Origin of the sequence: Roseburia sp. AF20-18LB, from assembly GCF_003461185.1 — a bacterium.
Classification (GTDB): Bacteria; Bacillota; Clostridia; order Lachnospirales; family Lachnospiraceae; genus Roseburia_C; species Roseburia_C amylophila.
Genome location: NZ_QTWP01000008.1, coordinates 306 through 27024, shown reverse-complemented (window position 1 = coordinate 27024; position 26719 = coordinate 306). Strand labels below are relative to the sequence as shown.

Sequence of the window (26719 nt, the reverse complement as noted above, 5' to 3'; positions counted from 1 at the left end):
CTGCCACCTACACTTTCTCATGAATTGGCTTACCAAGAATACCGGTAGGCTTAACCAATAACACAATAATCAACACGGCAAAAACGATAGCATCGGAAAGCTGTGAAGAAATATAAGCTTTTCCTAAGATTTCGATAATACCAAGAAGGATTCCTCCGATAAATGCTCCCGGAATGGAACCGATTCCACCAAATACAGCTGCAGTAAATGCTTTGATACCAGGCATAGCGCCGGTATATGGAGTCAGTGTCGGATATGCTGAACACAGTAACACACCTGCAATTGCCGCAAGTCCGGAACCAATTGCGAAAGTAAGTGAAATTGTCCCGTTAACATTTACCCCCATAAGCTGTGCTGCATCCTTATCCTCGGATACTGCCAGCATTGCCTGTCCTGCTTTTGTCTTTTTAATAAAAATCATCAGACCAATCATGATAACAATACATGCCAGGACTGCCACTACCGTAACACCGGTTATGGTAATTCCGCCAATCTTAATATTCTGCAGTGGAACCACAGAACTAAAGGATTTGGTATCTGCACCAAATATCAGTAATGCAATATTCTGCAACAAATAGCTGACACCAATTGCGGTAATCAATACTGCCAGTGGAGATGCCTTACGCAAAGGCTTATATGCCACTTTTTCAATTATCACGCCAAGCACAGTGCAGACTACAACTGCAAGGATTACGCTCAAAAGCGGGTTCATGTTCATGCCGCTCATTGTCATAAATACGACATAGCAGCCAATCATGATAACATCACCATGGGCAAAATTCAGCATCTTAGCAATTCCATACACCATGGTGTAACCCAGTGCAATGATTGCATAGATGCTGCCAAGGCTGATACCGTTGATTAAATACGTTATGAATCTCATAACAACACCTCTTGCTTTCTCTTAGAATATATACCTCTATAATACATAAAAGGGGCTGCCATTGGCAACCCCTCTTTGGCTTATCTGATAAAATACATTACATTCCTACGTATTCACCATTCTGAATTACAACCGCTTTAGGATCTTTGTTTACTTCACCAGTTGCTGACCATGTCATTCCGCTACCTGTTGCACCATCAATGTTGACTTTTGTAATTGCGTCTTTCAATAAATCACAAATATCAGAAGCACTCATATCCGGTGTTGCATTTGCTTCTTCCAATGCTGCTTTGATTGCATAAATTGCATCATAAGCATCAGCTGCAAACTGGTTTGGTGTATCTTTATATTTCTCTTCATATTTAGAAACGAAGTTTGCAGTTTTTTCATCTTTCGAATCTGCTGCAAACGGTGTTAATAACATAAGTCCTTCTGCTAAAGAAGTATCAAAGTTCTTAACACCTAAGATTCCGTCCATACCGTCGCATCCGAAGAATGTCGGTGCATATCCCATAGAATCTGCCTGGGTTAAGATAATAGATGCTTCTGTATAGTAGATTGGAAGGAATACCAAATCTGCTTCTGCATCTTTTGCTTTCTGTAACTGTGTAGAAAAATCTGTCTTGGAATCTGCAGTAAATGCTTCTTCTGCAACTACCTCAAAGTTCTGGTTTGCTGCTTCTTCTACGAATTTTGCTTCGATACCTGATGAATAGATATCTGAACTGTTGTAAATAATTGCCACTTTCTTGGCAAGGTTATTCTCACCGATATACTGTGCGGATTTTGTTCCCTGTGCAGGGTCTGTAAAGCATACCTGGAATACATTGTCGTTCTTGATTACATCTGTAGATGATGCAGATGGTGTAATCTGGAACATATTATCTGCTGCAGTTAAATCTGCCACAGATACACAAGGACCTGTTGTAACAGTTCCCATTAATACCTGCATACCCCAGTCTTTTAAGGTGTTGTATGCGTTTGCTGCTTTTTCAGGGTCTCCCTGATCATCCTGGAAATTATATTCAATCTGATGACCGTTAATTCCACCGGCTTCATTAATCTCATCGACAGCAATCTGTGCACCGTTCTGAACGGCTGTTCCGTAAATTGCTGCATCACCGGTAACCGGTCCAATTCCTCCGATATAGAATGCATCTTCATTTTTTGCTTCTTTTGAGCCACAACCTGCAAGGCATCCAACTGCCATCGCTGCGACCAGTATTACACTGACTATTTTTTTCTTCATAATAGTTCCTCCTTTAACTCCTAGGTTTCATGTGCCTTATCTTACTACATGAAAATTTGAAAAGCAATACTCATTTTCCCTGCTACTCCTTGATTTTTCTAGGTTTTTCATGCCCTTCACCGCGTTAAAGTACTAAAGACGTATTGATTTTACTAGGTTGATTTATTTTAATATATAACCGCAGGTTATATATCGCATTCCAAACCGGTATAGTTTAAAACTGCTCATAAATAAACGCCGGTGCTGCAGAATCCTTTGCCAGCATAAAATGCATCCATAGAATCATCAGCAGCAGGTAAAAGAAAATCACTTTACCAAGAAATACTGCCTTCTCATTCTGTCTTATCTTTCCGATAAAATTCATAAATCGCTTCATTTAAATCTACCAGTCCTTTCAATGCTGGATGGGAATTATCCTCAAAGTAATACTCTGTATATTCATTTCCACTCAAATCGGCACACTGCACACCATAATCTTCTGCTATGCATCTTATCTTTTCATAAAATGCACTCCGCTCTTCTGCCGTCAGTTCCGTATAATCATACCAGTATCCATTAAAGGGAAGGATTACTACCAAAGGCTCTATTCCCTCCTCCCTGCAAATTGACAAAAAACATTCCAAATCCGAAAATTCCATGGAATCTAAGGTGTACTTCGGATTCTTATGTTTTCCATTGGCAATCAGCGTCTGGTACGTTCCTTTATATACGCTGTCAAACATGCCATAGTCGTTGCCATCCGAAAGCTTATGTCCTTCTGTTTCAGCTTCCTTTCGAAGCTGCTCCCAGGTAGCCTGTGACAGCTTTGCACCACTTTCCCTGCTCCTATGATTGCTGATTCCATCCATCAGTGCCTCTGCCATCACTTTATAATTATTCTTTTCTTCCAACAGTACCTTATGAAAATCTGCTTTTTTCTGCTCCAGCCAGCCTGGTTGTTCTGCTGTATTATCATCCTTCGGCTGATACCATTCCCTGGCTTTTTTTACTCTTTCTGACATGTTTTCATTATCTGCCATGATATTTTGCAGTCTGCCATTGATATAATCTTTGGTTTCCTGACTGATATCCGGATTTTCCAGCAATGCAATATATTCTTCTTCTGAAAAAGCAGCTTCAAACGCCGTGGATTTTACTCCATTTTCTTTAAACCACTGGGGCGAAACGATTAATACTGCCTTCTTATTGGCTGCCTGACTGCCCACCGCGCCCAGCGTAATGGCATGGGTCAGGCTCTGATACCCTGCTTTTCCTACATAAATGGGATCCATATCCGCACCATCAAAAATCGTATCTCCATGGAATCCACTGCCCTGTCCATGCCGCAGCTCCGAAGAGCCGAATATCAGCAATGCATTTTCATCGGCTGCCATCTTCTTTAATGTACTGCCGCTTTGGGATTTTGCATCACTGACCCAGGTGCCTGCTTTTCCCTCTGCCGAAAAACCTCTGCCGCTGTATAAATGCAGTCCCACTATCGTAAGTGCGCATAACAGCAGCGAAACTGCAAATGCTTTTATCGTTTTCATGCTTACTTCTCCTGTGCTTTCGCTTCTACCAGCGCAATAATTTTCTCCGGTGTATCCATATCCTCTCTTATTACTTCCGATGGTGAAATTACAACACCAAGGTTATCCTCAAGTTCCACCAGAAGTGCTACAAAGCTTAAGGAATCCAGTAAATCCTCTTCAAAAAGATTCATCGTAAGGTCTTCCCGGATGCTGTCATCCTCACATACTTTTTCAATAATATCCAAAATCTTTTCTTTCATCTTATAATCTCCTTTTTCTCTTTCTATTTTTCTTTGCAAATGATTCTGCATCTAAAATTTTTCTTCTATATATAAGTTGGGATAACCTAAATTGTAATAAAATGTCCTGAGAAAATCAGGAAACCAAACATCACCAGATTTAATGTGATTCCCCATGATGCCAGTGCATACCAGGTTTTCTTCTTATATTTCTTATAGAACTTCGACTTCTTCTGATAGATTTCCGTAACTGCCAGCAATATGCCATGATAGAGTCCGTACAAAATATAATGCACCGTCAGACCATGCCACACACCCATCACCAGCATATTGATAAGAAAGCCTGCTGCTGCACCGTTTAATCTGCTTTTAAACCATTTTTTGTGCATGGATAACATCATAAATCTGGAAAAGACGAAATCCCGGAACCACTCGGACAGGGAAATATGCCATCTTGCCCAGAATTCTTTCATATCCCGGCTGATAAACGGTTTCTTAAAGTTATCCGGTACGCAGATGCCAAGCATATAGCCGGTTCCCACTGCCATCAGACTGTATCCCGCAAAATCAAAAAACATATAAAAACCATAGCTGTATGCATAACAAACCATATTCCCTGCTGTCTGGTTCATGAACTGGTTCATAATCTGATAGAAGAAATCCGCAAATACGAATTTATATGCTGCTCCTAAAACAAGCTTCTGTAAACCAATTCCAAACCGCTCAAGATATTCTCTTCTTCCCGGCACATTATGATAATCCTCCAAGAATCTTCTGCTCCGGTCAATGGGTCCACAGCTAAAGGTTGGAAAAAAGATTAAAAATGCTGAAAAATCAAGGATTTTCACCTCTTCTATGGTGCCATCATAAAGTTCAATGATAATCTGCACCACCCGGAACGTAAGATAGGAAATTCCGGTAAACTGAAAAAGATTCATCTCCTTTAACCATGGAAGATCACATAATTTACATAATGCAAGTGGCAGAATGGAAAGCAGCACAAAACTGCGATAAAATGCTGCCTTTCTTCCATATTTCTTTCTTATGTATTCATATCCTCTGACCAGCATCCACTCAATCAGAAAATATCCTGCAAAATACGCAAGCGCCGTCAGATTTCCGCCTAACACGCAGACAACCATTACACCGGATACGATAAGGTTATACCAGCGCAGGCTCCTTTCCATACAGCCAAGAATCAATGCGAAAAGCAATAACAGAATCAATGTGCCAAAGAATGGTGCTCCGCTGTAAAAACTCATTCTGCCAGACCTCCAAGATATTTTCGGTCTGCCTTGCCATGGTTATTCATTGGCATGGTTTCGATATATTTTATTTTCTTTGGGATCATATAACCCGGAAGGAATTCCTTCAGACCGTTTTTTACCTGTCTTGAAATCTCAGATGCTTTCTTTCCTGCCATCTGTGCTCCTGTCACAAATGCCGTCAGGCTCTTTACCTTTCCTTCTTCCAGATTCGGCACTACGACTGCATGGTCAATCTGAGGAAGTCTTACCATGTTATTCTCAATATCTTCAATTTCAATGCGGTATCCATGCAGCTTCACCTGCAAATCAATTCTTCCATTATAATAAAGCTGCCCGCCTTTTAAATATCCGGCATCTCCGGTCTTATAACCCCGGTAAGCTTTTCCATCAAGGATACAATGGAAAAATGCCTTCTTTGTCAAATCTGCTCTCATATAATAACCACAGCTTACCGTATCTCCGATAATAACAATCTCGCCCTGTTCTCCTTCCGGCAACACTTTTCCGGCTTTATCCCAGATTTCGATATAAGTTCCTGGCTTTTCATGGCCTACCGGAAGGGATTTGCCCCGGGCAATGGTCTCCTGCAATAATTTCTCTGTTATGGTCACATCTGTGACTGCCACCGTAGATTCTGTCGGGCCATAGGTATTGATAATGACTGCCTCCGGGAAACGTTCCTTTAACTTCTCCACCGTAGCTGTAGTAAGCACTTCCCCACAGAATAAGAAAAGTTTTAAGGCTTTGATCTTTTCCCCACAGAAATTCCGGTCTGCCAGACACATATCCGCAAAGGACGGTGTCGATACCCAGATTTCTATTTCTGACTGTTCTAAGAAGCCCAACATCTCACTATAGTCACTCTGCATCTTCTTATCCATGGTATAAAGCGTTCCGCCACAGACCAGGGAAGTATATAAATCCATTACCGATAAATCAAAAGAAAATGGTGCCTGATTCATAAAATGGGCACCGCCCTTTTCTTCCATGGTGCTGCCTAACTGCACCGACCAGTCAAGATAATGGCTGAGGCAGTCTCTTGTAATCTCTACGCCCTTAGGCTTTCCGGTGCTTCCGGAAGTAAATATGATATACCATACTTCATCTTTGGCCAGAGGCTGTAGCACATCGGTCTCGTTTGTCTCCTGTTTTACGATTTCTTCTATCTTCTCTTTTCCGATTACCATTCCGATTTCTGTCTGATAAACACCTTCTACCACAAAGGTCAGTTCCGGTTCTACGCTTAATACCGTCTCATCCACCCGGCTTACCGGAATGCAGATATCCTGCGGCACATAGCTTCTACCTGCCTTGGCACAGGCAAGGAAGCATACCACCATATACGGGTTCTTATGTCCATATACAATAACCGGCCGCTTACGGTTCTGGCTGTTCTTCGCAATCCATACTGCAAGCCGGTTGGAATATTCTTCTAACTCCTCATAAGTCAGCTTTTGTTCTCTGCTTTGCACTGCACACCGCTTCGGATGTGTCAGGGCAGTTTCTCTGATGTTCTTTAAAATATCCATATCATCCCTCTTTTCTTTTTTCTAGGGACAACTATAGCACAATAAAATCACAAGAATATCACAGTTACGAATTCTTAAAGAACATTAATCTTTGCTTAGGCAGTTCTTAAAGAAATCTAAAACTTTCTACTTGGTTAATCTGTCTCAACAAAGTCCTGCTGCTTTATGAAATACTTTCTTCTCTTACCACGTTATGCTATACTGTGTTTGAAATTTATTCCTGATAAAAGGGAAATAGACAGAAAGAGAGGATTCGATGATGTTAGAATTCAGATATGACACTCAGCTCTTAATTGAAGGGGAAAATCTAAACGAGGATGCAATTAATGATTACTTTACTGAAAATTTCAAAGGAGACTGCCTTCTGGCAGTTGGTGATGAAGAACTGATTAAGATTCATTATCACACCAACGAGCCTTGGAAGGTCTTAGAATACTGCGCAGGTCTTGGTGAAATCTATGACATTGTAGTAGAAGATATGGACCGTCAGGCACGGGGGCTTCAGGGTTAATCTACACTTGACATGAACTGCATTTTTATATTATTATAGTTCTTGTCTTGCGGGCATGGCGGAATTGGCAGACGCGCTAGATTTAGGTTCTAGTGGGAGACCGTGCAGGTTCAAGTCCTGTTGCCCGCAGTCCAACCACAAAAACGGTTCAGGAATTATCCTGAACCGTTTTTTATTATGCCTTCACAGGTATTTCCACTACTGCTTCCCAGTCTCACAGATAGAAGAAAGATTTAAGCTGTCATAAATCACATGGCTTTCTTCTTCTGAAAAATCTCCCCGCAATGTCAGAACGAAATCACTATATTCCGTAATCATGTGGGCATAGGTAATCGTATAGCCGCTGTCTGCTGTTTGACTGGTAATGGTCAGTGTCACACCATCTGCTGTGGTATAAGTACCGGTGCTGTCATAAGCTTCTTTAAAAATATAATCATCCTCATTTGTTATATCCGATACTTCATACTGGATAGACACCGCCTGACTGTCTCCCTTCCGGTAACTGGCAAAGAATGCTCCCCGGGAAAAAGTGTCTGCATCCCTGGAATCATAGCAAAGCTGACAGGCTTTTTCACTCCAGAGTGTTGGATAATTTGCTTCTATATAAGAAAGGTCAATGCCAATATTCTGGTCTTTAAAAGCATCGCTTAATTTCGGATAGACATAACCCACCTCTATTTTGCCATCAATCTTTTCTTCTGCCTTCAAGCTCCATAGATCATCCTTGGTTCCTTCGGTAACGGTTCCAACGAAATCAGAAGTTTGAATAAATTCCTCTGTCCGGTCGGTCACCTTGCTGTCTGCAAAATCAAGATTTTCTCCTGAAAATTCTTCATAATGAATCGTTGTCTCTGTGACATTTTCCATAAATTCCGTTTCATTATCAATAATAGCAATCTGTTTTTGTGCAAGGATCCGCTCTGCCGCATATACACCACAGCCGGTGACTAAAACAAGAAGTGCCACAGCCGCTGCTGTCTGTGCCATTTTCCATGGTTTCTTCGTTTCTTTCTTCCGCATAGGTACAACCTCCTTTTGGGTTGACTGGTTTAAAATCCTCTCGTTGAGTTCTTCCGAGGGAATATCAGTTGCTATAAGGGAGTTGTGTAATAAATCATCTAAGGTTGGTTTCATATGATAAAATCCTCCAATTCCTGCTTCAGATATCTACGTGCACGCATCAGTTTACTTTTCACATTACTGATAGAGAGGGACAGCTTTTCTGCAATCTCAGCCACCTTGAAATCTTCCATATAATATAGAAGAATCACGATGCGAAGCTGCTCCGGCAATTTGTATACAGCCTTCCACACGGCTTCCTGCTCTTCTTTGCTTACCATATGCTGCTCTAAATTTTCATCTGCCGAAAATGCTTCCAGTCCCTGCTCCTTCGATATGGGAATCTCCGCTGCGATTCGCTTTCGCCAGGCAAATTTCCGCTTCCGGTTCTGCCAGAGCTTTATGGTAATTCCAAGCAGATAGCTTTTGACATTTCCCTCTTCCTTCCAGTCCTCCTTCTCACACATTGCAAGAAAGGTATCCTGATAGAGTTCTTCTGCCTGTTCCCAGTTCTGTGTCAGCCGGATACAAAAGGAATAAATGTCCGTTCCGTATGCCTCAATGTAATGTTCCAGTAATTGTTTGTTCATGTTTCCAATCTCCCAGACCGCGCCGTCATTTGTTTTGGGATGTTTCCCTTACACCTATATATTGTAATAACAGAAGAAACGGTTGCAGTGAAAGTTATTTTTTATTCTCCCACATGACGAATCCGCTCTACCAGAGTGCCATCTCCTTCCATAAATCTACCTGCTGCCAACGGTACGAAAATGCACAGTGCAAACAGTGTCACTATCATGACAACCACCGGAATGACAGGGATGGAAAATGCTACCTTATGATAATTCATCCGCTGAAACAGCAGCACATCAATGCCAAGTCCCACCGTTGCCGTCAGGAAAAGCGAAATTCCCGCATAATACATCCCTTCTGTCAAAAGCAGTCTGCTCTGTTGTTTTCCGGTCATGCCAATGCTTTCTAATATTGCAATTTCCCGCCTTCTGCCGGATATACTGCCAAGCTCTGTATTGATATAATTCATCACACCGATAAATCCCAAAACTATAGCGATTCCCATTCCTAGCTGCCACATCTTCTGTTCTGCCGGCTTCTGCTCTTTGATGCCCTTTAACTTGCTGCTCCAGGTAATATCTTTTGCATCCTTAGATTCCTGTATCAGCTCTTTGACTTTCTTTTCTGTTTCCTTATCGTATTCCTCGTCATAAATCACCGATACCTTGTATGTCCACAGGCTCTCTGCCTTATCCTCTAAAAAAGAGTCACTGACTAAAATCATAATCGTCGGTCCCATGGCAGTCGGACCGAGATACGGACTGTCATCCTCCTGTATTCCCGCAACAGATAAACTTACCTCGCTGGGTCCACGATATGGGCTGTCATCCTTCTGCAGCCCTGCAACAGATGTGCTGTATTTCTTTGTTTCCTGCCCCGGAAAATAAAAGCTTATTTTCTTATTTTTGACATCCGCATTGGTATATCCCATATATTGCTGGCATAAAAGGCAGCTTTCCCCTGCCAAAAATGATTTCTCATCGATTGCCGTTTCATTCTGCTGATTGATATAATGAAATGTTTTTTCATCGATTCCAACCACCAGCGCCATGAAATGTTCCGGATTCTGCTGATATTCTTCTCTTACATCGTCATATTTTATATACATCCACTGGTCATAGAAATCACGCATCCACTGATCCGAAAAATCCGGCTCCCAGGGTACAACGATTGTACTGTAATTTAATTTATGAATTTCCTTCACTCCATCTATTTTTAAAAGTTTCTCACAAAATGCATCATCAAAAGGCTGTTTCCAGTCTGATACATCTGCCACCATACTCTTATTGGTCAGTTCCATATCTGCATTCATATACTGCAGTTCCGCTGTCCGTTTGCTCTGGCTTCCCGCCAGCGTTACCACACATAAAAATACAGTCAGGCTGGTTGATAGTGAAAGGATGACAAGGATTGTTTTCTTCTTCATCCGGCACAGCTGCTGCCATGCCAGACGGTAAATAATATTTTTCCCGGTTCGTCTTTTCTTTCCGGTATAGACTACCTTCGAAGTCTGATATCCCAGTGCCTCCATGACAGAAATGCGCTCTGCTACTCTTACCGGCTTACGGCTGGCAAAATAGACGGTTACTGCCATAATAGCAATCGTCAGCACCAGAAATTCCGGTTTTATCGTTACAGCCATCTTTTCTGAGCGAAGTCCCAGTACCCGGATTGTTCCGGGAATCACAAGATAGGACGTCAGAAATCCTAAAACTATTCCCATTAAAATTCCGATTCCACTTAGAATAATCTGTTTCTGCCACAACAGCCGGTGCATCTGGCTTTCTGTCATTCCCACAGCACGAAGCAATCCATAATAGCGGATATTATCTTCTATGGATAAATACATGATATTGTAAATCAGTAAATAGGCACTGAGGCAGGTTAACATAATGATTCCTATCATTCCAAGAAAAATTCCCTTTACCTTATCACAGTCCCACGTTGTCTGAATGTTCTGCTTCCGTTCCAGATTTAATTCTTCTTTCAGCCGGTTCTCTATCCGGTCTGATGCAAACCAGAAGCGATATTGATAGTAGAGAATACCACAGCCATAGTCTGCCTGGCTGTAGCCTGCCTGTTGAAACACCTCTTCCGTCACGAAACAGTTGGCAGTTTCTTCATAGTCATCTATGATGCCCGTAATTTTCATGGGCTTTTCTACCTGGGTTCCATCTTTCTTCTGATAGCTTAAAAGCAGCGTATCACCAATTGTAAAATTTTCCGACTTCCGCTTTTCCAACAGCGTCTTTGTAACCATCACCTCATCGGCTGTCTCAGGATACCTTCCCTCCTGACGCAGAATGCCGGGCTGATGCATTTTCTCCCGGTAATTTTTATCCTCATATATGATAGAAATATTCTTTTCACCGATGCTTCCCAGCATAAATTCTGTAATTCCAACTACCTCAATACCAGGATCTGCTTTTACCGTCTCTTCCTGCTCTTTTGTGACTCCGCCCATCAGAATTCCATCATAGAGTTCCCCCACAGAATGCAGCCGCCAGACATACTGCATATGCATGTAGGAAGCCCCTGTCTGCATAACCGTAAACAGCATCAGCACCGCCAATACAATTGCCACAAGATACAGGCTGTTTTTCTTTCTGTTGCTCCTTATGGAACGGACTGCCATCTTACGGATGACAGCCTGATTATTATTTTTAAGCATAGAGCTTTCGTTCCTTCCTGATTTTCCCATCTTCCATGTATACAATCCGGTCTGACAACTGCGCCACGTCCATGTCATGGGTAATCAGAATTGTAGTCTGCTGATATTTTCGTGCCACTGTTTTTAACAATCCCATAACATCATGGCTGGTCTGTGTGTCAAGATTTCCCGTGGGTTCATCCGCTAAAAGAATAGCCGGCTTATAAGATAATGCCCGGGCAATTGCTGTTCTCTGCTGCTGACCGCCAGATAACGTACCCGGCAGTGCATCCCGCTTATCTTCTATTTTCAGTTGCCTTAACAATTCTTCTATATATGCCTTGTCCACATAACCTCCATCCAGCTCGATGGGCAGCACAATATTCTCATACACACTCAAATCAGGAATCAGGTTATAGCTTTGAAATACTACACCAACCTTCCTTCTTCGAAAGACTGCCTGCTCTTCCCTCGTCATTGACGCAAGGCTTTTCCCATCAATATAGACTTCTCCGGATGTTGGCACATCCAATGCTCCTAACATATGCAGCAGCGTACTTTTCCCGCTTCCGGACTTTCCGGTGATTGCCACAAATTCTCCCTCTTTTACGGTAAGGTTCACTCCATCTAAGGCTTTTACCGTATGGGTTCCCAACGGATAATATTTCTTTAACTCCTCTGTCCGTACTACTTCTTTTATTTCATTGGCAGATAAATGCAAAATTCTGCCCCCTTTCCACTTTCTGAATGCACTTCCATATAGCCGTCCTGCATCGTCACAATCTTTCGTGCCAGATACAGGCCAATCCCGATTCCATCCTCATCATGGACTTCCGGTTCCCGGTAAAACCTTTGAAAAATCTGTGCCTGATGTTCCGCAGGGATTCCCCTTCCGGTATCCCGGATGCTGATTTTTCCAAAAACCTCCTGTTCCATTACTGAAATATAGATGCTTCCCCCTTTTGGAGTATATTTCACTGCATTCTCTAAAAGATTAAAAATTGCTTCCTGTGTCCACTTGGCATCGCAAAACAGTTTCAATGTCTCCGGGCAGTCCACATGGACAGAAATCTCTTTTGCTTCCGCTCCCGGTACCACTGCCGCAACCGCTAGTCCTAACACTTCAAAAATCTTTGTGTCCTTTTCACATATTTCTATGATTCCGGTTTCCAGGCGCGAAAGCTTCACCAGACTCTGCATCAGGAAATCCAGCCGTTCTGTCTGTTTTATCAGCTTTCCAATACACTCCTGCCGCCGCACCTTATCTTCCTGTTCCTCTTCTAAAATTTCCAGATATATTTTAATATTCGCCATTGGCGTTCTGCCCTGATGGGAAATGTCAGAAATCAGCTCTTTTATCTGTTCTTTTTCCTTATGGCTCTGTCGGTTCTTCCTGTTCCAAACATCCATAAGCTCCTGCAAATCCTGATAAATCTTATCCCAAAGGCTGTCCTTAAACTCCGCTTCATTTCCAATGTCTTCACCTGCTTTCATCAGCGTCAGACACCGCTGTAGTTCTTCCGTAAAATCATAGATTTCCTTCTTCTGCCGATACAGTCTGACTAGAAGATAACTTATCACAATGCCACAGCCTGCTATTATTCCTATCGCAACCATTGATATCCCATCCCATATACATTTGAAATATATTTGTGTTCTGCATCCTCTATCTTTCCACGGAGCCGGTTCACATTGACTGCCAGTGTGTGTCGGTCCACATATGCTTCATCACAGTCCCACAATTGCTCTAACAGCACATTATAAGAAAGCAGCTGTCCTGCATGTTCAATAAATAAGCGTAACATCCGAAATTCCGTAGGTGTTACCATGCACTCTTTCCCCTCTATTTCTACCTTGACCCGGTCAAAGTCTATCCGCAGATATCCATCTTCATAAATATTTCTTGGATTTTCCGTCTCCCGTTTTAAAATGACCGCTATCTTCTTTAGCAGAATATGTATGGAAAATGGCTTTGTCACATAATCCTCTGCTCCCAACTCATACCCGGATAACACATCTTCTTCCAAATCTCTTGCCGTAAGAAACATGACCTTCACTTTCCTGTGCTCCATAATCCATTTACAAAAGCCAAAGCCCTCTCCATCCGGAAGATTTACATCCAGTATCATAAGCGAATATTCCTGCTGCAAACCCGCAAGCTTTGCCTCCTGAGTGGAATAGGCACTTTCTGTCTCATACCCTGCCTGCTGCAGTGCAAAGCAAATTCCCTGGTTCAGTTCCCGGTCATCTTCCACTACTAATATTCTATCCATCTTCCCTAAACATCCTTTTTCTTATCTGTTGTCATTCGTTTTTTTCTTTCCTACTTTTCCCCGGTTCATTCCTATGTCTCATTATACAAATGCTTCCTACGTCGCGCAACGAATAGATTGTCACAGTTTTGTGATAAATGATTTTGGATAGAAAAAAGCAGGAATTACACTTTCATAATCCTGCTTTCTACTTTATCAATATTTCTTTGTCAATATTTCTTTTTCAATCTTCTGTTATTCTGTTACTTTTTCAATCCTTCCGGAATCGGTCTTCTTTTTGCGCTGAATTCACTTACATCAATCCGAATCACATTGACAATGGATACCAGTTCTTCATTAAAAGTAAAATCGCCTCCGGTCTGGCATTTCATCAAAATGGAAAGTGCCTGCATTTTCTCATTTACATCCTCTACGATAACAGCTTTCCCTTTTCCCATAACACAGGAATAGGAATTACCATACTGACATGCCACCTTTCCTTCAAATGGCACCACATCACACTCCATTTCAAAGCATACCTTTGGATTTTTCTCTATTAAATCATACTTATATCCCTTCTTTGCTCCATGAAGGTAAATCACCATTTTCCCATCTTCATAGGTATAGCCGTAATTCATCGGTAACACATAAGGCTGGTCACCATCCACAAGTCCCACATGCACAATCTTGCAGGCATCCATAATCTTAAGGATTTCATTTATATCTGTTACTTCACGTTCTCTTCTTGTCATGCTTTCTCTCCTCCAAGTACATCAAACATATCTTTCTTTTCTTCTATGCACTGTAATAAAACTGCTAAATATTCGTCTTGTTCATTAAACTCTAATTCTATTTCTCCATTTGGGTCATAACCAAAAATACTTTCATACTCTTCTCTTGCTTTTTTTAATTCACCTGTTTCTTTCCCATAATACATTGTTTCACCATTCCTTCCAATCTTTATATATTTCTCCAAAGATTTTTGAAAGCCTTCCTAACACCTCATTGTCTTAATCATAAAGCATTCTACCTAATTACGCAAACGCTTCTTTTTCTCCTTTTGAAGATGAAATGAAGACGAAGATATTCAAAATCCCTCTTAAAAATAAAATAAAGATAAAAATGTCAGCCTCTTAGTATTATTTTTCTTTACTCTTCTCATCGGACTTTACATTTCCGTGCTGTTTCATTCTTCCCACAACCCCCGCATTAATAGCGGCTTTACAGATATTTTTTCGTACAAAAAAACGTCATTCATATGAATGACGCTTTTCACTGTTAATGAGACATCGGGGATTCGAACCCCGGACAACTTGATTAAAAGTCAAGTGCTCTACCAACTGAGCTAATATCCCATACATATTTAGTTCGATAAGTGCTCTTTCCAAATCCTTTTGGAATCCTTCAAGATACATCACAGCTTAACTGGGCTAGTTGGATTCGAACCAACGTATGCAGCAGTCAAAGTGCTGTGCCTTACCGCTTGGCGATAGCCCATCAATTTTACAAAAGATGCTCTAACCATCGCATCAAGGTGGATACAGGGATTCGAACCCTGGGCCTCCAGAGCCACAATCTGGCGCGCTAACCAACTGCGCTATACCCACCATAAGATTCCGGCCATCAGGCGGTCTCTCTTCCCTCTTGGGAAAATGTGCTCGAAGGGATTCGAACCCCCGACCCACGGCTTAGAAGGCCGTTGCTCTATCCAGCTGAGCTACGAACACATATCTAATTTTCCAATTAGAAAGCGGGTGATGGGAATCGAACCCACGTATCCAGCTTGGAAGGCTGGTGTTCTACCATTGAACTACACCCGCATGAAGTCGGGGTGACAGGATTCGAACCTGCGACCTCCTGGTCCCAAACCAGGCGCTCTAGCCAAGCTGAGCCACACCCCGTCAACGCTATTTAAATTTCTTTTTCCGTGACGCAAGACATATTATATTATAGCATATACCAATTGTCAACATTTATTTTCAAATTTTTTCAAAAAATTTTTACAACTCCGAATCTTGCCCCAATTTATAAAGGTTTTTTTGATTTTTCTTCTTCAGAAAGATATTTGAGCTGATAGTCCGGAGTACCATTTGCGTCGATTTCCATCACGATATAAGACGGCAGATGTCCATCCTGACGAGGATATGATGTGCTGCCCGGATTCAATGCCACTACACCATGATCCTTTTCTATAAGCGGTCTGTGGGTGTGTCCGAACATTACAATATCCATGCCTCTTCCCCTTGCCTCTTTCTTGATATCCTCCAGGCCGGCAGAAACATAATAGTAATGTCCATGGGTAATCAATGCCTTTAATCCTCCGATTTCAATTTCCTTTTCTTTCGGAAGTTCAGAGAAAAAGTCATTATTTCCTGCCACAATGTCCAGTGGACATCCTGCCAGTTCCGCAATATAGTCCTCATAACCTTCTGCATCTCCCAGATGAATCATACGGTCAAAAGGTCTTTCTTTTTCCATAATCGTTATCAGATTTTCATGTTTCTTATGGGTATCACTTACTATCAATACTCTCATCTTTTATCTTCCTTTATGATAAACCTTTTCCCATGAGTGCTTCTTTCATTGCGCGTAATGCTTTTCCACGATGGCTCATTTCATTCTTCTTATCCGGTGGCAAGCTTGCTGTGGAGCAGTTATATTCATCCACATAAAAGATTGGATCATAGCCAAATCCATTTTCACCCTGAGGCTCAAATCCAATATATCCCTCAATTGTCTCACGGGTTACCAGTGTTTCTTTATCCGGTAATACAGCCGCAATTGCACATACAAAGCGTGCGGTCCGCTGTTCCTTTGGTACTCCATTCAGACGGTCCAAAAGATTCTGGTTTTTTATGGTATAAGAGGTATCTTCTCCCATATAACGGGCGGAATATACACCCGGTTCCTTATTCAGATAATCAATTTCCAGACCAGAATCATCAGCTAAAACAATAGCATCTGTATATGCTGCCACAGCATTTGCCTTAATCAGTGCATTTTCTTCAAAAGTAGTTCCATTTTCTTCAATATCCACACTGATTCCGGCTTCTTTCATAGAAAGAATCTCTACATCAAGATCCGATAAAATCATGCGGATTTCTTTCATCTTGTCCTTGTTTCCTGTTGCAAATATTATTTTATTCATCTTAATATCCCTCCTGAAATGCCCGGTAAATTGCATTATAAATTGCCTGTGCTGCCTCTTTCTGATATGCTTCATCATTCAACCGGTTCAGTTCATCCTGATTTGTCATAAAGCCTACTTCTATCAATGCTACCGGCATCTCTGCTGTTCGTATAATATAAATCTCGTGTCCTTTTACAATTCCCTTACTGGTACTTCCTAACGCCGCTGTCATTTCTTCTAAGCAAATCTGGGCTAACTGCATACTTCCATTTTCCTCAGATGCCTTCTCTTCATCATACATGACTGCTGTTCCGTTGATACTGGACATTCTTCCGCTCTTGGTAGAATTATTATGTACGCTGATAAAGAGGTCTGCCCCGGCTTTATTTGCCATATCTACACGCTGTTCAAGACTTGGATTGCTGTCATCCGTTCTCGTATAGTAGACTCCGACGCTCTCATCTCCTGCTTCATCAAATAATTCCTTTACTTTAAGCACTATAGCAAGGTCAATATCTTTCTCATTAATGCCCTGCTTTGTAGCTCCCGGTGCATTTCCACCATGTCCTGCATCTATTACCACAACTTTATCATAGACTTCATGTGGTGTCAAAAAATCCATATAAATATAATGCTCGTCAGATGTCTTTTGTAATTCCACCACACTATCTAAAGAGATCTCAATTACACCATATTCCGGCTCACTTTCATAAGTCAGATTATCTATATGATAGCTCTTTCCTATCATGGGATAGTTATAAAGATAATTCTCATCTGCTCCCGGAATTTTAATGATAATGGTCTGGGTCAGATAGTCATTTTCTACGCTGACATCTTCCGGTGTCACATTTTCCGGTAACGCAATACGAAGCTGCTGGTCAAAGCTGATGCCCTCCTGGCTGTCTACATTTGCCGTATTATACTGCAGCATTTCCAGCGCATCCATATTTTCCTTGCGCTCGATGGCTTCCTGTGCCCGAAGTTCCCTGTTTTCCTCTGCCCGGATATGAAGTTGTGGAAAAAACAGCAGCGTTCCTGCCACAATAATGCTTATGGCAGTAATAATCACGGTAGCTGCTTTAATAACTTTCTCTTCCATCCCGCTCTGACTTACCTTTCTTTTGCATATGCTTTTATACAAAGATTTGCAGACTGGGTTTCTTCTACATTTTCCCAGTTTTTGCCGTTGGTACTGATATATCCCTCTCCATCGGAAAGATCTACGTTTCTGGTTGATTCATCTGCCTTATATTCAATTGCCATTGGATGCACGGAATCCGGAGTCTTTATCATCAGTACAATGGCAAATTTTTCTCCCTTGTTCACTGCAATTTTCTTATCAAAAGTAACGGTATAGAAACCTGCATTATCAAACTTTCCGGAAGCTACTTTCTGCCGTTTGGACAGACTTTCCCTTCCATCATAGTCCTTTACTACATATACTTCATATTCCGTATTTTTCCCGGTTGCATAGAAGCCTGCTGCCTCTAAATTTTCATTGCTTTCCGCTGTATATACATTTGCTCCATAAATGGTATCACGGTTGTATCCCAGCTGACCGACCCAGCCACATAAATCGGACTGATAAATCATATCATAATTATCGGTATCTTCTACTCCGGTATAAACCAGATTGTGAATTCCTACATTGGTATCATAATAAGAGACATAGAATACTCCATTGTCTCCAAAATCTTTTCCCCAGCTGTTCTGGCAGATAAATGCACCGTCTCCCTCTAAATCTCCCGGGAAATTCTCTTTCGCATAACTGTCATCCCAGCCAATAATCGCCACATCATGATTCGGCTTTTCTGAACCAACATAGCAATAAGAATTGGTCTCCTGATTAAAATATTCGGAACGGCTGTTGACATTCTGCAATGTACTGTAAATAGAAGTCTCGACTGCACCATATTTAAAAACTGCCTCTTTAATCTTCTCCAAATCCTTGCTTTCAATAATCTGTGCTTCCTGCACATGTTTGACCGGAGCTAAATTCTTTGTCAGCTCACCGTCATATGGGTCGTCCTTTTCCAATACAGGACCCTGCCATGCAGTCAGATATGCCAGACTCATAGTATACTCCCCACCATCATTCTGTCCTAAGCCAAAACTGTTTCCAAGACTCATGTTATCGGTGGAAAATATATCATTTTCTTCCGGAAGCAGCATGGATTCCAGTGCTGCCAGAGAAGATGCAGCCCAGCAGGTTCCCTTATTTCCCTGGTTCTTCACCTGCGGTGCTCTTCCTTTCTCCCGCAAGTCATAATGAGATGGCAGAATGCTTGTCTCAGAAGAAGTATTCACCACCACTGCTTCATTTTTATTAACATCCCATGCATAAGAATAACCAAGCTTCGAGGCAATGACCTCTGCCGGCACATAATAACGGTCATCAATCCGTGTCAATGTAGAAGAAAATTTCTCCTTCTCATCATTTATCTGTACTTCCTGGTCATCTAAGCTCATCCACAAGCTGTCTGAATATTTTTCTATCAAAAGAGCCGTGTCATCGTAAAGATGCACGCTGCAGTTATAACTGTCCCGGATCAAGTCCAATGGTACCATCAGATTCAGATTTTCATCCATATAGATTCCATTGTCCTTGTTGGTATATACTTTATTATCAATCGCTACCGTAAGATTCTTCTCATTGATGCTTTTTGCAATCAGAGGGTTCCAGTCGCTGCTCTGCAAATCTGCACCACGGAACTGTCCGATTTCTTCGGTTACACCCTTAAAATTGGCAAATTTCAGTATCAATGCAAGAACTAAAAGTAACGTGAATACTACATATCTCTTAGAATAACGTACTTTTTCCCTCACTCTTTTGTCCCTTTCCGTTTTGGTGGCTTCGGTCCCATGAACTGATAGAAATATGTCTTTAACATTCCATTATAAATCTTGCGGTTTTTATCCGGTTTTCTTCCGATATCCTTTGGTGCATTCTCATAGCTGGTAATCAGGTACATAGACCATGAATCCAGCCTTCTGTATGCCTCACCAATTGTCCGGTATAATTCCGGCAATGCCGCCTTTTCTTCCAATCGCTCACCATATGGCGGATTGGATATGATAAAACCGTATTTTTTCGGATGGTTCAACTGGCTTACCGGTCTCTGCTGGAAATGAATCATGCCATCCACACCGGCACGCTTTGCATTTTCTCTTGCTGCACGCACAATTTCTTCATCAATATCATATCCCTGGATATCCACCTTAATATTGGTATCCACCATTTCCTGGGCTTCATTTACTGTATCGTACCAGAGCTGACGCGGTATCAGGTTTGTCCACTGCTCTGCTAGGAAACTACGGTTCATGCCCGGTGCTATATTGGCTGCAATCATTGCTGCTTCAATCGGAAATGTTCCACTTCCGCAGAATGGATCTACTAAAATTCTGTCCCTATTCCATGGTGTCAGCATTATCAATGCTGCTGCAAGGGTCTCTGTGATTGGTGCCTTACTGGTAAGAGTCCGGTAGCCTCTCTTATGTAAAGATTCTCCGGAGGTATCTAATGCTGCCATTACTTCATCCTTCAACAGGAAAATTCGTACCGGATAGGATGCACCACTTTCTTCAAACCAATTGGTATGATATTTCTGTTTCAGCCGTTCTACCATTGCCTTCTTAACAATAGACTGGATGTCTGACGGACTGAACAATTTACTCTTTATGGAAGAAGCCTTGGTGACCCAGAATTTACCATTTTCCGGAATATACTCTTCCCATGGAAGTGCCTTGATTCCTTCAAATAATTCATCAAATGTCTCCGCTTTAAATTTTCCTACCCGAAGCAGCACACGCTCCGTTGTACGCAGGAAAATATTTGCACGGCAGATTGCCTCTGCATCACCAATGAAAGTCACTCTTCCATCTTCCACCTCTGAGATTTCATATCCCAGATCATATATTTCTTTTTTCAAAACTGATTCTAAGCCAAAATGACATGGCACTGTTAATTCGTATGTTTTCATATGTTCTTTCTCCATTATCACTACTATCTTATCTGTTCTAAATGACACTGTCAATGTTCTTTTCTATCCATTTAGTGCATTTAGGCCTCCAATCAGAGTATATATCTGATATCCCTGCCGCGTCAGTCTTTTTGCTGCATACATACTTGTATTTCCATACTCACAACACAGCAGTATCTTGCGATTTTTCGGCAGCTTATGCTCCCAGTGTTCTATCTCATCATAAGGATAACAATGGGCATTTCTCAAATGAAATACCTGAAAATCCTCCCTGCTTCTCAAATCAACAATATATATCTGTGGATCATCTTTTAGTTTCCATAATTCCGCTACACTGATAGCCGTAAATCTCATATGCCATCTCCCCCAAAAATCTCCTGACTTTTTCTGCTATGAAAAAACAGATTACAAAGTGTTCCTTGTAATCTGTTTCTTATTTTAATATATGCAGTTTTTCAATAAGATTGACCTAGTAATTGCATTTGTTGGATGTCTTGTTATCCGCCTTGTTATCACTTCTGTTGCTGGTCCTATTGCCTGCTTTGTTGCCGGTTTTGTTATCCGCATTTTCAAAGTCATTATCAGCATTCATTGTGCGGTTTACATTGCTTGTTTTGTTTTTTGCATTATCTGCATTTTTTGCCATAATATCGCCTCCTTTTTTTATCAGATACTTTTTCTTTTGATTCTCTGATACAGTGATATTATTTCTTAATTTCTTATTATTATTCTCATTTGCATTGCATTTTAAAAACTTTTATATTATAATTTTTTTCGTATAAGAATTGTTTTTTTATACAGTTATACCCCTTATTAATTATTTATACTCCCCTCAAGAAAGCCACAGGAATCCTAAGATTCATGTGGCTTTCTTATTTACACGAGTAGCTCGCAAAACGTATTTCTCGTAGTTATTGTTCTTTACATATTATAGAAATTCATATTTTCCTGCAGTTCCATATTCATCTCGCCGCCGTTCTTCTCATATCTGGTACGGAATCCATCGATATGACGCAGTTTACGTTCCTGGAATATTTTAAACCGGCTGATCATATCCTGATACATCGGGTTTGCCTCTAATGCATCCCTGTATTTCTTGGCAAACGGACAATAACGGAACAGAATATCCCTTGCTACACGGTTCAGGCGGAAACTGCCGCCTGCCTCGTATTTAATCCATCCGATATAATCAGAAATAAATACTTCACGATAGTTATTCTTTGACTTCCAGAGTGTATTCTTAATCTTCTCCTTTGCCTCTGTGGATAAATCACGGTTTTTCCGATAGTACTGGATATAATCACAATATTCTGAAGTAAGGGATTTCTCTGTAATATCATTCCAACGCATTCCCTGTATCTTACGGCACATTTCCCAACGGAATCTTCCGCAGGTCTCTATCATCATATCCTGCAGGCTGTAGATAGTCATAACCGGGAAAACAAATCGGGCGGATGTATCACGTTTTACTCCGGCAGTCTCCTGCCACATCATTGCTTTCATTCCCACATTCGGCATCAGAATAACATCTGGAAATACTTCTTTTTGCACCGGTTCAGCATTTACACCATGCATCGGATCTGAAAAAATCACTTCACGGTAGAACAACGAATAATCAACTTCACGGACTTTTTTGATTGCCTCCTCAATCCGCTCTGCAGTCACCAGCATCTTCTCTGTTTCCTGCACCATGTCATGCTTGCTCAGAATCGGACAGAAGGTACTTACTTTTCCATAAGTTGCCCGGTTCGTTGACACAAACATATTATTCATCTCATATTTGGTCTTTTCCCAGCAGTCTGTTTTCAACCGCTCCATTCCTGCTGCATCCAGCTTACCCATCCGCTTCTGCTCTGCCAGATATCCATTATAATCCAGGTCAAATTCATTCCGGCTTGGTTCATTCTTTCCTTCATAGATGCTCTTTAGCCACTCAAACATGGTATAGACATGGTCGCTTTTACACTTGAACAGTTTATCTGTCAAATCATAAAGTTCATTAGCGGTATCTTCTCCTACCATTCCCACATCCATAAATCCAAAATTCAAAAACATCTGAATAACCGGGTCTAGGTCATCCGCATCTTTCATGGCATGCTTAAATACATTTTTATAAGTAGCATAGAATAATGCTGTCAACTCTTTCCGAAGTTTTCTCGTTTTCTCATCATTATCAAAATTATCCGGAATTGCATCATATTCATGCATTTTGCTTCGAATTTTATGTACATCCTCTGCTGCCACTCCTGCATATTCTAAGATATGTACCAGACAGTCCTCTGTTTCTTCTTCCTCTTCTCCATCGGTTTCCGCATATTCCTGTTCCAGTAAATCTTCCGTTCCCTGAACCAGCTTATCCTCTGCCTGCGGCTTTGGTACTTCACCAATCAGTTCTCCTGCAAAGTTATATATTGCATCTGCCTTTATCTTTATATTGCTAAAATCATAAGTCTGATATTCCGTAATTCGTTTGTCCCGTTCTCCTGCATCTCCCAGACGGTTGTCCTTGATAAACTGTAACAATGGCTCTATTGCCTGTCGTATTTCCTCGATGTCAGCTCCACTTGCTGCTGCACGGGCTGCCATGTCAAAATAAAGCTGTAATAAATCCATTCGATTGATATCCAGATACAGATTTACATGCTCCTGTAAATATTCTTTTGCATGGTCAATCTCTCTTACCGCTTTGCACATAGCTCTTGCTGCCTGCATAATCTGTCCCGTCAGCAAATCCTCTTTCTGCTGAAAGAAATCCATAGTTCCACTATTCCCAAGTTCTGCCAGTTCATGGAAATAATCCGCTTCCCATTTCGGTGCCATATTGGTTCTTACATAAGGCTGCAGGCTCTCTATTCTCCGGAAACTTTTCTCCTGAATGCAATATTTTCTACATAACTCCTGATATTTCTGATACATTGCCAGTGCAAAGCTATAATATTTTTCTGTACTGTTTTGAAATCTCTGGTTTCGTCCAAGCATATGGTCTGCCTCACGAATTGCCACAGATAAAAATGCTGCTGCATATTTCGGCTGACTGATAAATATCTTACCAAAGTCCTCCGGAGCATGATAATGAAACGGATAAAGTGTTACATCATCCGCTGCCACATAATCTGCTATATATTCTTCTTCTGCACAATCCATCAGACCTATTATATTACCGCTTCCAATCTGCACTTCTTCCAGCTTAGACACCTGTCTCACTGTTCCATGAATTACCATATACAGTGCATTTACCGCTGTTCCATGCTTGATAAAGCATTTCCCTGCCGGGACCTTAATCATTGCCATAACACCAATTCCTCTGTTATTTCTATATTAAAATTACTTTATTATACTTGCTTATTAAAATCTTTTGTTCATACCCATTGCTATAAATAAAAAGAAAATGATTGCTACCGGAAGCAGAACCGGAAGTAAAAATGCAACTACCTGTGCAAGCAGAATTATAAGCAAAATTACAAACAGAAATACTGCCGCTAATATAAGCCAGATTCGAATTTTAATCTTCTTAAAAGAATACTCTCCGGAAGCTGTTTCCTGCCCATCCATTCCCTTTTGTGGTTCTGCTGTAGTTTTCTCTGCCGTTGCATTTTCTGCATCAATTATGCTTTTTGCAAGAAGTCTTGGATTTCCTAATTCTGCAATTACTTCAGCCTCCGTCTTTCCTTTATGAGATTCTGTAAGAATATATTCTTCATAATAGCGGAGATTATCATTCACCGCCTGCTGGCTTACCCTTCCCTGCAAAGCCTTTCTTAATTCTGTTAGGAATTCCTCTCTTGACATTTATTTTCCTCAACTCTTCTATTCCATTACTTTTTTGTTTTATTTTTTTATATAGTAGGAATTAGTTATTCTTCCGCTATAAATCAAATAATCAATTCCTACGCTTGTGCCAGAACTGCTCTCACGTTTAATCCAGTCTCCGTCACGCGTATAAGTTCCTTCCGATACATCTCCATTATCATCCTGTACATAAGTTCCATCCGCTTTAAAGGTAATGGAATATACCACATTATTACTATTCTTAAATGTACAGGTAGCATCAAAAGTATCTCCATCCGGTATCTCACCTTCATATAAATAATCTTTTGCAATCAGGTATTTTCCCTGTTTTACAAGATTCTGTACATCGCCACCATCGGAGGTCAGTGTAAGCTTATTTCCATCCATGACAAATGTTCCTGATGCCAGCTCTACTGCCTTGTCTCCCACACTGATATTCTCTTTATAAGTATTATTCTTTTCATTAAATGTAATTTCAAAAACAGTCGATGAATTATCGCTTGACATAATTTCACATGAATAAGTTCCAAGACTTCCACTATCCTTTGTCTTTACAGCAATTACCGCTACAATGGCTACTACTATAATAAGCACTGCTGCAAGAACTGATGTAAGCTTTGCATTCGCCTTTTTACTCTCATTCTTCATTAATAAATCAGTCCTCTCTGAAAAGATTTTTCACTTCTATATCATATATTTTTTATGCAAAACTGTCAAGAAAATGTAGTTATTGCAAACATTTTTCGCCATTCTGATAGAAATTCTCCATCATCTCCCTGGTAAGACTGATTTTATCATCCATGCCTGCAACCTGTTCTCTTGGTACCCATTCAGCCAGTGAAAGTTCATTCTTATCTAAAGTAATGGCATCTGTTCCTTCCACTCTGGCATAAAATCCCATCAGAAGATTGGAATCAAAGCCCCATGGCTGACTCTTATAGTATACAATATCCTTTACTTTCAATCCTACTTCTTCCATGACTTCCCTGCGAACTGTCTCTTCCGCAGTTTCGCCAATTTCTGTAAAACCTGCAATCAATGCGTATTTCTTATATTCCCTGTCTGAATATTTTGTCATCAATATTTTATTATCGTATATTACTCCCACAATTACTGCCGGAGCAATTTTCGGATAAACCATATTGCCACAGCATGCACAACGCATCATCCGCTCCTTCGTATCCGGCTGCAATTCCTTTCCGCATCTGCCACAATAACGGTTATCCCGATACCACACATACAAATGATATGCCGTTGCCGCAGCAAAACAATCTTTCTTTGAAACTGTTTCCCGCAGGCTGCGAATCGTAACCCATTCCATATTTCCAATATTATGGTTCTGCTTTTTGCTCTGCCTATTGACCTGCTCATCAAGCTGCTTTTCTACCTCTTTTTCTGCTTCTTCCTTTGTCCATACATTCAGCAGATAATACTGTACATCATCAATAGAAAACAGATATTGCAATCTTTTGTTACCGAATCCGTCAGCCTCTTGTTCTGTCTCTTTTATAAGTTCTTTTGAAAACTCTTTTATATAGAAGAAACTGATTTTAGAATCTTTTTTTACCAGGAGTTTATTTCCCGAAAATAAAAATACGATATCCTTATCCCGGCATTCTCTCTGTTGATATTCATTGTGAAATTTCATTGGTGCAATATCCTGTATCATACCTGCGCCACCCTTTTTTATATAATAAAAAGACCCCAAATCTCTGCTAAACAAAGATTCAAAGTCCTTTTTCCACGTGCGTGAGAAGATTCGAACTCCCGACACCTTGGTCCGTAGCCAAGTGCTCTATCCAGCTGAGCTACACGCACATATTAAATTATTACATACCATCGGTATGAATGCCCGCGACCGGAATCGAACCGGTACTGTGTCACCACAACAGGATTTTAAGTCCTGCGCGTCTGCCAGTTCCGCCACGCGGGCATATGGGACCTACAGGGCTCGAACCTGTGACCCTCTGCTTGTAAGGCAGATGCTCTCCCAGCTGAGCTAAGATCCCAAAACGACCCAAGCGGGACTCGAACCCGCGACCTCCGCCGTGACAGGGCGGCGCTCTAACCAACTGAGCCATTGGGCCAAATAAATT

Annotated in this window: 27 protein-coding genes and 11 tRNA genes; 2 read left to right on the top strand and 36 right to left on the bottom strand. The window is 41.1% G+C overall.

Features of this window, described 5'->3' with window-relative positions; genetic code table 11:
• Positions 1 to 7: 7 nt before the first annotated feature.
• The 7 genes from DWX65_RS12600 to dltA all read right to left on the bottom strand — a co-directional run bounded on the left by DWX65_RS12600 (position 8) and on the right by dltA (position 6679).
• Positions 8 to 883, bottom strand: a complete 876-nt coding sequence (locus DWX65_RS12600) for a branched-chain amino acid ABC transporter permease (protein ID WP_117698527.1) — start codon at positions 881 to 883, stop codon at positions 8 to 10.
• 97 nt (positions 884 to 980) lie between these two features.
• The gene (locus tag DWX65_RS12595; RefSeq protein ID WP_117698526.1) at positions 981 to 2132 is read right to left on the bottom strand and encodes an ABC transporter substrate-binding protein; all 1152 of its coding nucleotides are present in this window, start codon (positions 2130 to 2132) and stop codon (positions 981 to 983) included.
• 214 nt (positions 2133 to 2346) lie between these two features.
• A complete protein-coding gene (locus DWX65_RS12590) occupies positions 2347 to 2496 on the bottom strand; it encodes a teichoic acid D-Ala incorporation-associated protein DltX (protein WP_117698525.1) in 150 nt (49 codons plus the stop codon).
• A complete protein-coding gene (dltD, locus tag DWX65_RS12585; protein WP_117698524.1) occupies positions 2465 to 3661 on the bottom strand; it encodes a D-alanyl-lipoteichoic acid biosynthesis protein DltD in 1197 nt (398 codons plus the stop codon). The genes DWX65_RS12590 and dltD overlap by 32 nt, the downstream gene beginning before the upstream one ends.
• Before the next feature lie 2 nt (positions 3662 to 3663).
• Positions 3664 to 3903, bottom strand: a complete 240-nt coding sequence (gene dltC, locus DWX65_RS12580) for a D-alanine--poly(phosphoribitol) ligase subunit DltC (protein ID WP_118173564.1) — start codon at positions 3901 to 3903, stop codon at positions 3664 to 3666.
• An 86-nt stretch (positions 3904 to 3989) separates the two neighbouring features.
• On the bottom strand, positions 3990 to 5144 hold the full coding sequence (dltB, locus tag DWX65_RS12575) for a D-alanyl-lipoteichoic acid biosynthesis protein DltB (RefSeq protein WP_117698523.1): 1155 nt from the start codon (positions 5142 to 5144) through the stop codon (positions 3990 to 3992).
• On the bottom strand, positions 5141 to 6679 hold the full coding sequence (gene dltA, locus DWX65_RS12570; protein ID WP_118173538.1) for a D-alanine--poly(phosphoribitol) ligase subunit DltA: 1539 nt from the start codon (positions 6677 to 6679) through the stop codon (positions 5141 to 5143). The genes dltB and dltA overlap by 4 nt, the downstream gene beginning before the upstream one ends.
• Positions 6680 to 6938: 259 nt before the next feature.
• Between dltA and DWX65_RS12565 the strand changes: the two genes are divergently transcribed.
• A complete protein-coding gene (locus DWX65_RS12565; protein ID WP_117698552.1) occupies positions 6939 to 7190 on the top strand; it encodes a kinase to dihydroxyacetone kinase in 252 nt (83 codons plus the stop codon).
• 49 nt (positions 7191 to 7239) lie between these two features.
• Positions 7240 to 7319: transfer RNA gene (locus tag DWX65_RS12560), tRNA-Leu, on the top strand.
• A gap of 69 nt (positions 7320 to 7388) precedes the next feature.
• Here DWX65_RS12560 and DWX65_RS12555 read toward each other — a convergent pair.
• From DWX65_RS12555 to DWX65_RS12420, 29 genes are all read right to left on the bottom strand, one after another.
• Positions 7389 to 8210, bottom strand: a complete 822-nt coding sequence (locus DWX65_RS12555; RefSeq protein ID WP_117698521.1) for a hypothetical protein — start codon at positions 8208 to 8210, stop codon at positions 7389 to 7391.
• 110 nt (positions 8211 to 8320) lie between these two features.
• Complete coding sequence (locus DWX65_RS12550; protein WP_118173537.1) at positions 8321 to 8839, bottom strand: RNA polymerase sigma factor; 519 nt, start codon at positions 8837 to 8839, stop codon at positions 8321 to 8323.
• A 101-nt stretch (positions 8840 to 8940) separates the two neighbouring features.
• Positions 8941 to 11493 carry an ABC transporter permease gene (locus tag DWX65_RS12545; RefSeq protein ID WP_158564743.1) on the bottom strand — a complete coding sequence of 851 codons (2553 nt, stop codon included), beginning with the start codon at positions 11491 to 11493 and terminating at the stop codon, positions 8941 to 8943.
• Entirely contained in the window at positions 11486 to 12193 is a 708-nt protein-coding gene (locus DWX65_RS12540; protein WP_022243468.1) for an ABC transporter ATP-binding protein, read from the bottom strand. Before DWX65_RS12540 ends, DWX65_RS12545 begins: the two co-directional genes overlap by 8 nt.
• Positions 12169 to 13089, bottom strand: a complete 921-nt coding sequence (locus DWX65_RS12535; protein ID WP_022243469.1) for a sensor histidine kinase — start codon at positions 13087 to 13089, stop codon at positions 12169 to 12171. Before DWX65_RS12535 ends, DWX65_RS12540 begins: the two co-directional genes overlap by 25 nt.
• A complete protein-coding gene (locus DWX65_RS12530; protein ID WP_022243470.1) occupies positions 13077 to 13745 on the bottom strand; it encodes a response regulator transcription factor in 669 nt (222 codons plus the stop codon). The genes DWX65_RS12535 and DWX65_RS12530 overlap by 13 nt, the downstream gene beginning before the upstream one ends.
• Positions 13746 to 13987: 242 nt before the next feature.
• Entirely contained in the window at positions 13988 to 14476 is a 489-nt protein-coding gene (locus tag DWX65_RS12525; protein WP_117698516.1) for a pyridoxamine 5'-phosphate oxidase family protein, read from the bottom strand.
• Positions 14473 to 14700 (bottom strand): hypothetical protein, encoded by a 228-nt coding sequence (locus tag DWX65_RS12520; RefSeq protein ID WP_118173535.1) that lies wholly within the window; start codon positions 14698 to 14700, stop codon positions 14473 to 14475. The genes DWX65_RS12525 and DWX65_RS12520 overlap by 4 nt, the downstream gene beginning before the upstream one ends.
• Positions 14701 to 15006: 306 nt before the next feature.
• Positions 15007 to 15079: transfer RNA gene (locus DWX65_RS12515), tRNA-Lys, on the bottom strand.
• Between the two features lie 70 nt (positions 15080 to 15149).
• Positions 15150 to 15221, bottom strand: a tRNA-Gln gene (locus tag DWX65_RS12510).
• A 36-nt stretch (positions 15222 to 15257) separates the two neighbouring features.
• Positions 15258 to 15331 (bottom strand) — tRNA-His (locus tag DWX65_RS12505).
• Between the two features lie 46 nt (positions 15332 to 15377).
• A tRNA-Arg gene (locus DWX65_RS12500) sits at positions 15378 to 15451 on the bottom strand.
• 22 nt (positions 15452 to 15473) lie between these two features.
• Positions 15474 to 15544: transfer RNA gene (locus tag DWX65_RS12495), tRNA-Gly, on the bottom strand.
• Between the two features lie 6 nt (positions 15545 to 15550).
• Positions 15551 to 15625: transfer RNA gene (locus tag DWX65_RS12490), tRNA-Pro, on the bottom strand.
• A gap of 124 nt (positions 15626 to 15749) precedes the next feature.
• Entirely contained in the window at positions 15750 to 16259 is a 510-nt protein-coding gene (locus DWX65_RS12485) for a metallophosphoesterase family protein (RefSeq protein ID WP_117698514.1), read from the bottom strand.
• A 13-nt stretch (positions 16260 to 16272) separates the two neighbouring features.
• Positions 16273 to 16872, bottom strand: a complete 600-nt coding sequence (locus DWX65_RS12480) for an XTP/dITP diphosphatase (RefSeq protein ID WP_117698513.1) — start codon at positions 16870 to 16872, stop codon at positions 16273 to 16275.
• 1 nt (position 16873) lies between these two features.
• Entirely contained in the window at positions 16874 to 17953 is a 1080-nt protein-coding gene (locus DWX65_RS12475) for an N-acetylmuramoyl-L-alanine amidase family protein (protein ID WP_117698550.1), read from the bottom strand.
• 11 nt (positions 17954 to 17964) lie between these two features.
• A complete protein-coding gene (locus DWX65_RS12470; protein ID WP_117698512.1) occupies positions 17965 to 19680 on the bottom strand; it encodes a lectin like domain-containing protein in 1716 nt (571 codons plus the stop codon).
• Positions 19677 to 20834 (bottom strand): THUMP domain-containing class I SAM-dependent RNA methyltransferase, encoded by a 1158-nt coding sequence (locus DWX65_RS12465; protein WP_118173534.1) that lies wholly within the window; start codon positions 20832 to 20834, stop codon positions 19677 to 19679. Before DWX65_RS12465 ends, DWX65_RS12470 begins: the two co-directional genes overlap by 4 nt.
• Positions 20835 to 20897: 63 nt before the next feature.
• Positions 20898 to 21188: a rhodanese-like domain-containing protein gene (locus DWX65_RS12460; RefSeq protein ID WP_117698510.1), complete on the bottom strand. Its 291-nt coding sequence runs from the start codon at positions 21186 to 21188 to the stop codon at positions 20898 to 20900.
• Between the two features lie 115 nt (positions 21189 to 21303).
• Positions 21304 to 21480, bottom strand: coding sequence for a hypothetical protein (locus DWX65_RS15035; protein ID WP_022243479.1), 177 nt, complete (start codon positions 21478 to 21480; stop codon positions 21304 to 21306).
• A 275-nt stretch (positions 21481 to 21755) separates the two neighbouring features.
• Positions 21756 to 24125: a Crp/Fnr family transcriptional regulator gene (locus DWX65_RS12455; RefSeq protein WP_118173533.1), complete on the bottom strand. Its 2370-nt coding sequence runs from the start codon at positions 24123 to 24125 to the stop codon at positions 21756 to 21758.
• A gap of 54 nt (positions 24126 to 24179) precedes the next feature.
• Entirely contained in the window at positions 24180 to 24623 is a 444-nt protein-coding gene (locus tag DWX65_RS12450; RefSeq protein ID WP_117841676.1) for a DUF1700 domain-containing protein, read from the bottom strand.
• Between the two features lie 39 nt (positions 24624 to 24662).
• Positions 24663 to 25271 carry a hypothetical protein gene (locus tag DWX65_RS12445; RefSeq protein WP_117698507.1) on the bottom strand — a complete coding sequence of 203 codons (609 nt, stop codon included), beginning with the start codon at positions 25269 to 25271 and terminating at the stop codon, positions 24663 to 24665.
• Positions 25272 to 25350: 79 nt separating this feature from the next.
• A complete protein-coding gene (gene nudC, locus DWX65_RS12440) occupies positions 25351 to 26292 on the bottom strand; it encodes an NAD(+) diphosphatase (protein WP_117841675.1) in 942 nt (313 codons plus the stop codon).
• Between the two features lie 75 nt (positions 26293 to 26367).
• Positions 26368 to 26441 (bottom strand) — tRNA-Arg (locus tag DWX65_RS12435).
• Positions 26442 to 26472: 31 nt separating this feature from the next.
• Positions 26473 to 26556: transfer RNA gene (locus DWX65_RS12430), tRNA-Leu, on the bottom strand.
• Between the two features lie 3 nt (positions 26557 to 26559).
• Positions 26560 to 26632 (bottom strand) — tRNA-Val (locus DWX65_RS12425).
• A gap of 4 nt (positions 26633 to 26636) precedes the next feature.
• Positions 26637 to 26710, bottom strand: a tRNA-Asp gene (locus DWX65_RS12420).
• Positions 26711 to 26719: the final 9 nt, after the last annotated feature.